Consider the following 12,347-nt stretch of genomic DNA (forward strand, 5'->3'; position numbering starts at 1 on the left):
TCAGCTCTCCACCTCGGTCGCGTCCAGCAGCGCGTCCAGTTCCTCGTCCGACAGTTGGTCCAACGCGGCCGGGTCCAGCGACCTCGACGCCGGTGCAATGGCGTCATCCGCGAGCTGCTTCATCGAGCCCGCCATCCGGGACACCACTTCCGCCATGCCAGCAAGCGTGGGCGACTCGAACACCGCCGGCAGCGGCAGCTCCACGCCCAACGCTTCACGCACGCGCGCCACAATCCGCGCGGCCATCCCGACGTGTCCGCCCAAGGCGAAGAAGTCGTCCCGAGCGCCAACGCGCGGCCGGCCGAGCAGCTCCGTCCAGATCCCCGCTAGCGCCAGCTCCTCTGGCGTCGAGGGGGCGACGTACTCCGCGGCGTGCCCCATGGAGCCCACCTGCGCCTTGGCCATGGCATGAAGCCGCTCGGCGTCTCCCGGCAACGTCACGTCGGCGAGCCGCTCCACGCCAGAGGCCAGTGCCTCCAGCAGGATGCGCCAGTGCTCCAGCAACTCGGCCACCACGTCCGAGCCATGCAGCTCGGGAGCGTAGGCCAGGCTCAAGCGCAGCCTGTCACCGGGAACCACATAGGCAATGAGCGGGTGGTTGCCCTGCTCACGGCTCTCCACATCCACCACCTCCAGCCCCGGCACGCCCTGTCCCAGCGAGGTGTCGAGCGGATAGTTCTCGAAGATGAGCAGGCTCTCGAAAAGCGGCAGACCCCGAGGCATGTCGCTCCAGCCCTTCACCTGGACCAGCGGACTGTGCTCGTACTTCCGCATCTCCAGCTGCCGTGCCTGGATCTTTTGCAGCCAGGGCACCACCACCGCGTTGGAAGACAGCCCCACACGGATGGGCAGCGAGTTGATGAACAGGCCCACCATGGACTCGGCGTCCGGCAGGTCCACGGGACGCCCGGAGACAGTGGCTCCGAAGACGACGTCCTCCTGGCCCGCATGGCGCCCGAGGAGCAGCGCCCACGCGCCCTGTGTCAGCGTGTTGAGCGTCACCGCGTTGCGCCGTGCGAAGGTCTGAAGCGCGGTCGTGGCTTCTTGCGACAGCCACAGAATCTCCTCACCCGTGACGGCGGCCTCCATCCCGGGCGCGGCGGTCCGGGCGCCGGGGAGCGGCGTGGGTGTGGTGAAGCCCGCGAGTTCCTCACGCCAGAACGCCTCGGCACGAGACAAGTCCTGCCGCTGCAACCAGGCCATGTAGTCGCGCCAGGACGCGGGGCGAGGCAACGCAGCGTCGCGCCCCTGCGTCAGCGCCGCGTAGCAGGCGAAGACCTCCTGCAACATCACGCCCACGCCCCACCCGTCCATCACCAGATGGTGGTGGCTCCAGAGGAAGCGGTACTCCTGCTCGGCCAGGCGAACCACCTCCATCCGGGCCAGAGGCGCGGGCGCCAGATTGAAGCCACGGGCACGGTCCTCACGGACCAGCGCCTCCAACCGGGCGCGCTGCTCCTCGGCGGGAACACCGCGCAGGTCGTGCTCCGTCCAGGGCAGGTCCGCCTTGGCATGGACCACCTGGAGCGGCTCCGGCAGTCCCTCGTGGATGAAGGACGTTCGCAGGACGGCGTTGCGAGCGATGACCACCGCCCACGCCCGTCGCAGCGCGGCGACATCCACGTTCCCACGTGACGTCCACGCCAGTTGCTCATGGAAGACACCCGAGCCTTGGGGCGCAAGCGCGACATGGAACAGCATGCCCTGCTGAAGCGACGTGAGCGGGTACAGGTCCTCCACGGCCGGGAACTGCCGTAGCAAGCGGTCCAGGGAGAAGGCCGAGAGGCGCGCGAGCGGGAAGTCCCCAGGCGAACGGCGCGCCGCGTCCGGCGTATTCCGGCCCTCCATCAACTCACGCAGCGATGACAGGAAGTCGTCAGCCACGGCTTCGATGGTCGCCCGCTCGTGGACGCGCGTGCTGTAGGCCCAGGCCACCTTCAGCCGGCCTTCGGACACCACGGCATTCACCTCGAGACGGTGCGGCCGGCGGCCTCCCGCGCCATGCCACGCGCCGCTCAGCTCCTCCGTGAGGGCGAAGCGCTCCGCCCCCCGAGTCGCCGCGTCGAGCTGCCCCAGGTAGTTGAACCCCACCTCCGCGCGCGGCGCGGCGCGCAACGCCTGGGCCGTGTCTTCGCGCAGGTAGCGCAGCAAGCCGTAGCCCATGCCATTCACCGGCAACCGCCGCCGCGCATCCCGCAGCGTCCGGAGCGCGTCTCCTGGACTGCCCGCCTCCGGCAACTCCACCTCCAACGGGAAGGTGCTGGTGAACCAGCCCACGGTGCGAGACAGGTCCACGTCACCGAAGAGGGCCTCGCGCCCGTGTCCCTCCAGCTCCAGCCGCACGTTGCGGCTTCCCGTCCAGCGGGACACCGCGCGTGCCACCGCCGTGAGCAGCACCTCATCCACGCGCGCCCGGTACGCCAGGGGCACTTCGCCCACCAGCGACTTCGTTTCGTCCACGCCCAGCGTCACCGTCACCAGCGCTTCCGAGCCAGCGGTGTCATCGCCGCCTGGCAGGTCCACAGGGAGCGAGGGGACGTCACGCGAGGCCTTCCAGAGCGGCAGCTCTCGCGCCACCTCGTCCGTCCGAGCATGCGACAACAGCCGCTCCGCCCACGCCTTGAAGGACGTCGTCTTCGGCGGCAGCGACACCGAAGCGCCTCGCTCCAACTGCGAGTACGCAGTCTCCAGGTCCTCCAGCAACGGACGGAGCGATACACCATCCACCGCCAGGTGGTGCACCACCAGCAGCAGCCGGGACGTCCGCCCCGCGCCCCGCTCGAACAAGGCCGCGCGCAGCAGCAGTCCCTCGTCCAGGTCCAGGCTCTGATGGACCTCCGCGCCCACGGACTCCAATGCGGCGCCCTGCTCCGCCTCCAGCACGGAAGACAGGTCCACGCGCCTCACGGGCACTCGCTCGGGCACTCCCGCGATGGACTGACGCCAGCCTTCCGGCGCCCGCGTGAAGCGCAGTCGGAGCGCATCATGGTGCGACACCAGCGCCCGCAACGCCTCCTCCAACAGCGCGGCATCCACCGGGCGGCGCACCTCCAGCACCGCGGCCAGGTTGTAGTGGTGCGGCTGAGGCAACGCCCACTCGTCGAAGAAGATGCGCTGCATCGGCGTCAGCGGCACGGGCCCCTCCACCAGCCCCTGCTCCGCCGAGCCTGCCTTCGCCGTCCCTGCGGCGGCAGCCAGCTCCACGAGCGTCTGCCGCTCGAAGAGCATGGCCGGCTCCAGCTCCAGCCCCAGAGCCTTGGCCCGGGAGACAATCTGGATGCCCAGGATGGAGTCGCCGCCCAGCTCGAAGAAGTTGTCGTGCAGGCCCACGCGCTCCACGCCCAGGACCTGCGCCCAGAGCGCAGCCAACGCCTTCTCCGCTTCCGTGCGCGGCTCGGTGAACACCTTCGCGTTGCCTCCGCGCGCGGCGTCCGGAGCCGGCAGCGCCGCCCGGTCCACCTTCCCGCTGGGTGACAGCGGAAGCACGTCCAGCGCGACGAAGGCAGCGGGCACCAGATGGTCGGGCAACCGTTCCTTCATGAACGAGCGCAGCGCCGATGCGTCCAGCTCCGCGGCTTGCACGACGTACCCCACCAGCCTCCGCGCTCCCGGCGTGTCCTCGCGCACGAGGGCCACCGCGTCACGCACGTCGGGGTACTTGCGCAGCACCGCCTCCACTTCCCCCAGTTCGATGCGGAAGCCGCGCAGCTTCACCTGGAAGTCGGTGCGGCCCAGGTACTCCAGGCGCCCGTCCGCGAGGAAGCGGACCCGGTCGCCCGTGCAGTACAGCCGCGCCCCCGCCTCTCCCGAGAATGCATCCGGGACGAAGCGCTCCGCCGTCAGCTCCGGCCGTCCCAGGTAGCCACGCGCCACGCCCGGTCCGCCCAGGTACAGCTCGCCCGGCACGCCCGGAGGCACGGGCTGCCCCCGCCCGTCCAGCACGTACGCGCGCATGTTCGCGACGGGACGGCCGATGTCCGGGCGCTCCATGTCCAGCTCGGTGGAGAGCGTCGCGCAGACGGACGCCTCGGTGGGTCCGTAGCCGTTGAGCAGTCGCCTCCCCGGCTTCCATCGCCGCGCCAGCTCCGGCGAGCAGGCTTCTCCCGCGGAGATGACCGTCTCCAGCAAGGGAAGGCCCTCCGGCTCCAACTGCGACAGGGACGAAGGCGTGAGCGTCACCGTGGTGATGCCCCGTGACTCCAACAGCTCGCGCAGGGGCTCTCCCGGTAGCAGCGACTCGCGCGGCGCCAGATGCAGCTCCGCTCCGGCCACCAGCGTGGACAGCACCTCCAGGACGGACGCGTCGAACCCGAGCGCTGCCGCCTGGAGCACACGCCGCCCTGGCCGCACGTCATGCGCCCGGATGATGGTGCCCAGGGTGTTGCAGAGGCCCTGATGCGGCACCAGCACGCCCTTCGGAGTGCCCGTGGAGCCGGACGTGTAGATGACGTATGCCAGATGCTCCGGCAACGAACCCACGCGAGGTGGCTCCGACGGGTTGCGCGCGAGCTGGCGTCCGTCTCCGTCCAGCGTGACGAGCAGCTCGCCACCCGCGGGGAGCACGTCCGCGATGTCATCCATCGTCACCACGACGGACAGACCGGCGTCCCGCATCATGTGCGTCAACCGAGCCGTGGGGTACGCGGGGTCCAAGGGGACGAACGCGCCGCCGGCCTTCAGCACGCCCAGGAGTCCCACCACCAGCTCCACGGAGCGCTCCACGCACAGCCCCACGCGGACCTCGGGACCCACGCCCAGCGTGCGAAGGTGGTGCGCGAGCTGGTTGGCTTGTTCCTCCAGCTCCGCGTACGTGAGTTGCTGGCCCTCGGCCACCACCGCCACCGCGTCCGGCGTCCGGGCGGCCTGGGCCTCGAACAAGCCATGCAGCGTCGCGTCCGCCGCGAAGGGCTCTCGGGTGTCGTTCCACTCCACCAGCATCCGCTGGCGCTCCGCGTCGGACAGCAGCGGCAACTCCGACACGCGCTGCGACGGATTCGCGGCGATGCCGTGGAGCAGCCGGACGAAGCGCTCCCACATCAACTCCACCGTGGACAGGTCGAACAGATCCGCCGGGTACTCCAAGGCACCCGTGAGGCCCTCCGGCGTCTCACGCAACTCCAGTGACAGGTCCACCTTGGTGGCACCGATGTCCAGCTCCACCATCTTCACGCCCAGCCCTGGCGTTCGGACCTCGACGGGCGGCGTGTTGTGGAACGTGAGCATCGCCTGGACCAGCGGCATGCGGCTCGGATCTCTCGGTACGCGCAGCTCGTCCACCAGCCGCTCGAACGGAATCTCCTGGTGGGCATACGCGCCAATCGACGCCACCTTCACCCGGCGCAGCAGCTCCACGAAGGTGGGGGCTCCCGACAGGTCGCCTCGGATGGCGAGCGTGTTCAGGAAGCAGCCGATGAGCCCTTCCAGCTCCGGACGATTGCGGCCCGCAGCGGACGTGCCGACGATGATGTCGTCCTGCCCGGAGTACCGGTGCAGCAGTGTCTGGAACGCCGCCGTCAGCACCATGAAGGGCGTGGCTCCCTCGCGACGGCCCACGGCCCACACCGCGTCCATCACGGGCTTGTCAACGGAGACCTGGAGACGGCCACCCCGGCCCGTCCAGCGCGCGGGACGCGGACGGTCCGTTGGCAGCTCCAACACCTGCGCGCCCGCGAGCTGCTTCTTCCAGTACGCGAGCTGGGCCTCCATGCCCGGCCCCTCCAGCCAGCCGCGCTGCCACACAGCGTAGTCCGCGTACTGAATCGGGAGTTCCGGCAGCGGAGACGGCCGGCCCGCCGCGAGCGCTTCGTAGCCCGCCACCAGCTCGCGGAAGAGCACGCCCCCAGACCATCCGTCCGAGGCGATGTGGTGCAGCGTGAGGTGCAGCACGGACACGGCCTCGCTGATGCGAATCAGCACGGCTCGCATCACCGGCCCATGCATCAAGTCAAAGGGCTTGCGCGCCTCGGCCAGGGCCTGCTTCAGCGCGTCCGCCTCCCGCGCCTCCAACGTGCCGCCTCGAGCCTCCAGCCGCTCCAGCACCAGGGGCATGGCGTCGGCAATCACCTGGTACGCACCGCCGTCTTCGAGCGCGAAGGTGGTGCGCAGGACTTCATGCCGGCGGACCAGCGCGTTCAGCGCGGCCTCCAAGAGGTCTTCGTCCACCGCGCCATCGAGACGCAAGGTGACGGTGTTGTTGTATGCGATGCCCGCCGGGTCCAACTGGTGGAGGTACCAGATGCGCTGCTGCGGGAAGGACAGCGGCAGCGGCTTGTCCCGTCCCACGCGCACCACAGGCGTGGCAGTCGCCGAGGAAACCTCCGCGCGCACCGTCTGCAGCGTGGAGGGCTTGGAGCCCACGGCGCCACGGGCCGGCTGCGAGGTAGGACGCCGCGCCTTCGTCGCACGCGCGGGGGCCACGCACTCCACTTCGCCAGCATCACGGAAACGGGCACGCTGGCCCGTCACAAAGAAGCGCTCATCCGAACCGGGAACGGAGATGAAGCGCGCCCGCGTGGCCTCCGCGTCATTCCAGAAGCCCAGCGGAACCGCTGCGCCGCCCAGGGCCAGCTCTCCCACCACGCCAACCGGAACCGGCTCGCCAGACGCATCCCGCACGTACACGGGCGCCGAAGCGGGAGACGGCCACGCCGCGGCCACCAAGGAGGATGCCACCGCCACGTGCCGCGCCGAGCTGATGAGGTCCTCCGGCTCGCCCCCGAGCACCCAGAGACGAACACTCCCCAGCGCCGCCTCGGCGCCAGGAAGCTCCGCCAGGGCACGCGCCTGCGACGGCGCGCAGCGCAGCGTGGTGACGCCCTCGTCTTGCACCAGCGACAGAAGTGCGCCGAATCCAGCATCGCCTTCGGCCAGCACCGCATCCGCGGGCAGGGCCTGCACCTGGCTGCGCTGCCGCACCACGTCCAGCAGGCGGAGGCTGGACATCATCGGCTCCAGCGCAACGCCGAAGTCGACGAGGCAGGCAATCTCGTCCACGTCGAGGGAGCGCACGCGCTCCACCACGCGCACGCAGTCCTCCACCGAGCCGAAGAGGCCACCTTCCTTGATGTAGTGCTCCACCCCCTGGGCGAGCATCACCTCCACGTCCTCTGGCGTGAGGCCATGCACGTCCACCTGAAGGCCTTGGCTGGCCACCAGGTTGGCGAACACGTCCACCGAGCTGCGGAAGTACCGCAGCAGCGGCTCGCGCACGGCCTCGCGCACCTCGTCCAGGTCCTGGCCGAGGAAGGTGTGGAGCATCAACGTGACGTGCCCCTGGCCTGAGCCGTGTCCCGCCTTGCGGTACGTCTCGCGGTACAGCGCCACCTTCGTCGCCAGCTCGTCCAGGTTGGAGCCCAGGCCGAGCACGTTGGTGAGGATGCCCGCCCCCACCTCACCGGCCTTCCGGAACGTCTCCGGGTTGCCCGTGGACGTCAGCCAAACCGGCAGCTCCGCCTGCTTCGGCTTGGGGCGCAGCGCCAGCTCCACTTCATTGCCCGCGCCGTTGCGCCGCAGCACCGTTCCGCCGCGCCACAGCCGCCGCACTTCCTCCAGGCGCTCGATGAGCACCTCGCGCCGCCGGTCGAAGGTCCCCGGTGAGAGCGAGAAGTCGTTCGCGTGCCACCCCGTGGCGAATGAAAGCCCCACGCGCCCACGGGACAGGTTGTCCACCACGGACCACTGCTCGGCGACTTCGATGGGGTCATGGAGCGGCAACACCACGCTGCCCGCACGAATCTGAACGTGCCGCGTGAGCATCGCCAGCGCGCCGCCGACCACCGAAGGCTGAGGATACAAACCGCCGAAGGAGTGGAAGCGCCGCTCCGGCGTCCAGACCGCGGAGAAACCGTGTGCGTCCGCGAACTTCGCGCCTTCGAGGAGCAGCTCGTATTTCTCCTCGCCCAGCGAGTCCTCATCGTTGGCGAAGTACGAAAGACTGAAGTCGAGAGGCCGCCGGGTGTCCGGATTGCGGCCCAGGACAGCGAAGCGCGCGGCGAGCTGCTCGAGCGGAAGGACGACGCGCATCCCACGCGCCAGTGCCCACAGCAGGTCCAGTCCCGACGGGTCAGCCGAAGGACCACCCACCGCCAACCACACGTCCCCCCCGCCCGCGCCCGTCCGGGCATCCAGGGAGGCCAACACGTGCGCCACGTTGCGGTGGCTCAGCATGACCCGGCCGTGGCCTCCCAGCGCTTCAGGCGCTGGAACGATGAAGGCAAGCCGCTCCCCGGGCACGGGCTCCATCGCATCCGCGCTCGAATCGACGGAGTCCACCGCGACGGCGCGGATTCCCTTCGGCAACGCCGGCACGTCCTCAGTGCGAGGCACCAGCAACAACCGTGGTCCATGCGCAGAAAGCAGGGACGCCAGCTCCGCGACCTCACCGGCCGACACGGGGAGGCACGCGCCTCCCGCATCCAGCACGCCCCAAAGCGCGATGACCGACTCCACGGATGGCGTGATGCGCACCGCCACCGGCACATCCTTGCCCACGCCCTCCTGCTTCAACCGGGCCGCGAGACCTCGGGCCCTTTCCGACAACTCCCGCCATGACAGGCGGCGCTCACCCATGCTGATGGCCACCGCGTCCGGTGTCCGCTTCACCCACGACGCGAATCGAGCCAACACAGCCGCATCCGCGAGGTCCCGATGCCCGATGCTCGACGACCTACCGGCGGGCGGCATGCTGGAAACCGCGGGGCCCTCGACCTGGAGGCCCTGCACCGAGGACGCAGGCCCCCGCGCGACAGCGCTCCGTTCCTCCGGTGCCGCCAGCGGCATCCGCGACACGCGAAGGTCGGGGTTCGCGAGGGCCGCCCCCAGCAATGTCTGGAGGTGGGCCGACAGGCGCGCGATGCGCGGCTCGTCGTAGAGGTCGGTGGCGTACTCGATGAAACCATGGAAGCCGCCGCTCTCGCTCTCGTTCAGCAGCAGCGTCAGCTCACCGAGCGTGGCACCGAACTGCGCGGGCGTTCCCGGCACCTCCACCAACTGCATGTCCAGGCCCGCCACGGAGGGCGGCGCTGTGGTGACGTGCGAGTGCAGCACCAGCGCCGCGTCACACAGCCGCGAGTGTGCCGGGTCCCTGCCGGAGGCCACCAACGGCAGCAGGTGCTCGAAGGGGACGTCCTGGTGACTGGACGCGCCAACCGTTGTCTCACGAGCACGCGCCACCAGCTCTCGGAACGACGGGTCACCCGACAGGTCGGTGCGCAGCGCCATCGCATGGGCCACGAAGCCGATGAGGGGCTCCAGCTCGCCACGAGCACGGTTGCCCACCGGCGTCCCCACCACGATGTCCTCGCGCCCCGAGTACCGAGCGAGCACCGACGCCAGGGCCGCCAGCAGCGTCATGAAGGGCGTCACCCCCTCGCGCTGGCTGAAGCCCATCAACGCCGCGCTGAGCTCACGCGAGAAGGCCACCGGGAAGCGGGCGCCGCGCAGCCGCAGGTCGGCCCCTCGCGGCCGATCCGCCGCCAGTTCCAACGACGGAGGCAGGTCCGCCAGCACCTCGCGCCAGTACGCCTCCTGGGCCGCCAGTGTTCCACCCGCGAGCGAGCGGCGCTCCCAGGCCGCCGCGTCCACGTACTGCACCGCCAGCTCCGGCAACGAAGCGGGCTGCCCCGCGAGGAACGCCTGATAGTTCGCCGCGGCCTCACGAAAGAAAGCCACCATGGACAGCGTGTCCGAGGCGATGTGATGCACCGTGAGCAGCATCAGGTGCTCGGTTTCGGCCAGGCGCAGCAGACTGGCGCGGACGATGGGCCCGTACTCCAGGGAGAACGGCCGCACCGCCTCGTCCAATGCCAGCCGCAGCGCCTCCGCCTCCCGGTCGTCCCCATGGGAACGCAGGTCCACCACGGGCACCTGGATGCGGACCTCGGCGGAGAACCGCTGGCGCACGCGCCCGTCCTCCACGCGGTACGTCGCGCGGAGCATCTCATGCCGGCGGATGACTTCGTTGACGCTCCGCTCCAGGACCGGGACATCCAGCGCGCCTGAGATGCGCACCGCCAGGGGCATGTTGAGGGACGGGTTCCCCGGGTCGAGCTGCTCCATCCGCCAGACGCGTTCCTGCACCACGGACAGCGGCAGCTCACCCGCGCGGTCGATGCGGAACATCACCTCGGATGCCGCCCTGCCCTCCAGGGGACCCGCCGCCTGGAGCATCGCCTCGATGCGCGCGGAGATGCCCGCCACGGTGGGGGCCTCGAACAGCGCGCTCAGCGGGAGCTGTACGGAGAACGTCTCACGCAGACGGGTCAGCATCTGCGCCGCCATCAGTGAGTTGCCACCCAGCTCCAGGAAGTCGTCATCCGGGCCGACCTCCACTGCGCCCAGACGCTCGCGCCAGATATCCATGACGCGCTGCTGGATCTCCCCCACGGTGACGGGAGCCGATGCGCCAGGGGTAGCGAGGGGAAGCACGGAGCTGTTGCCGGCCAGCGCGGCCCCTGCCACCGGCCCGGAGGCCGTGGGCAACACGAGCGGCGCGCCTGACGACTCCAGACGGCAGGACTTCTCCTCGAACGGATACGTGGGCAACGACACGCGGCGGCGAGGCTCCGCGCCATGAAACTTCTCCCAGGCGACGTCCACCCCGGCCGCCCAGAGGTCTCCCAGGGATTGCAACAGCCCACGGGCATCGCTCTCCGTGGGACGGCGGCGCAGCGAAGGCACCACGACGAGCTGCCGCTCCTTGCGCGCCCGTCCCCGCGCCAGCGACGTCAGGTCCGTCCCTGGTCCCACCTCCAGCAGGACACTGCACCCATCCGCGAAAAGCGTCTCCAGGCCCGCGGCGAAGCGCACCGGCTGCCGCATCTGTCGAGCCCAGTACGTAGGATCAGTGGCTTCTTCCGGGCGAATCCACGTGCCCGTGAGGCTGGACACATACGGTAGCGCCGGCGCCTGGAGGCGCAGCGAGGACACCGCCCGCGCCAGGTCCACCATCAGCGACTCCACGGCGCTGGAGTGGAAGGCATGGGCCGACGGCAACCGCACCATGCCCACGCCGCGGCTCGACAGCGTGGCCTGCAACGCTTCAATGGCTTGCACCGGGCCCGAGACGACACATCGGCCCTCGCCGTTGACGGCAGCCAGCGAGAGTCCCTCGTCGAGCAACGGAAGGACCTCCGCCTCCTCCAACCCCACCGCGAGCATCGCGCCAGCGGGCATCCGCGCCATGAGCGCGCCACGCACCACCGCGAGCCGCAGGCCGTCCTCCGGAGACAACACACCCGCCACGCAGGCCGCGGCGTACTCACCAAAGCTGTGGCCCAGCACCGCATGCGGCCGGACGCCCCAGGACATCCAGAGTCGGGCCAGTGCGTGCTCGACGATGAAGAGCGCGGGCAGCGCGACGCGAGGGTCCGCCAGCTTCTGGGCCGCGACGGCCTCCTGTCCCTGCGCGGGCAACAGGAGCGCGCGCACCTCGGCGGCAAGCGATGGCTCCAGCCGTGCCAGCGCCGCGTCCACGTCCTTCCGGAAGCCCGGCTCCACCGCGTACAGCTCGCGGCCCATGCCCACCGCCTGCGCCCCCTGCCCCGGGAACAGGAAGGCCACGCGGCGATTCCGCCCCGCCTCCACCGCCGCGGGCTTGCGCAACCGCTCCGCCAGTTCAGCCCCATCCGCCGCCACCACCGCGCGGCGATGCTCGAAGGAACGACGGCCCACGTTCCGGGTAAAGGCCACGTCTTCCAGCGCCAGTCCCGGCGCGGACTCCACGTGCGTCGCCAGCTCGCGCGCCATCACCTCCAGGGCGGAAGGCGTCCGAGCGGACAACGTCACCACGTGCAATGGACGGTGACCGCGCGCCTTCTCCGCCTCTGGGGGCGCCTCTTCCAGCACGACGTGGGCGTTGGTCCCACCAATGCCGAAGGAGCTCACACCCGCACGGCGCGGCCCATTCTCCCGCGGCCACGACTTGAGCGCGGTGTTGACGAAGAACGGGCTGCGCTCGAAGTCAATCTCCGGGTTGGCGCGCTCGAAGTGGAGGCTCGGCGGCAGCTCGCCGTGCTGAAGCGACAACACCACCTTGATGAACCCCGCCACGCCAGCCGCTGCGTCCAGGTGCCCCAGGTTCGTCTTGAGCGATCCGATGGCGCAGAAGCCCGAGCGCTCCGTCGTCTTCCGGAACGCCCGCGTCAGCGCGGCGATTTCGATGGGGTCACCCAGCGACGTGCCCGTGCCGTGGGCCTCCACGTAGCTGATGTCGTCACCACCCAGGCCCGCATAAGCCAGCGCGTCCGCGACGACCTCCGTCTGGCCCTCGATGCTCGGCGCCGTGTAGCCAACCTTCTGTTGACCGTCGTTGTTGACGGCCGAGCCCTTGATGACCGCGTGGACGTGGT

Annotated in this window: 1 protein-coding gene (only partly in view); it reads right to left on the bottom strand. The window is 70.2% G+C overall.

Annotation, left to right across the window (positions count from 1 at the left end; genetic code table 11):
• Nucleotides 1-12,347: the 3' portion of a non-ribosomal peptide synthetase/type I polyketide synthase gene (locus FL344_RS01570; protein ID WP_141617230.1), read on the bottom strand. Its footprint extends 799 nt past the window's final position; 12,347 of the gene's 13,146 nt are visible here — the last part of the coding sequence; its start codon lies off the right edge, out of view; it ends in the stop codon at nucleotides 1-3.

Origin of the sequence: Myxococcus sp. AB036A, assembly GCF_006547355.1 — a bacterium.
Classification (GTDB): Bacteria; Myxococcota; Myxococcia; order Myxococcales; family Myxococcaceae; genus Myxococcus; species Myxococcus virescens.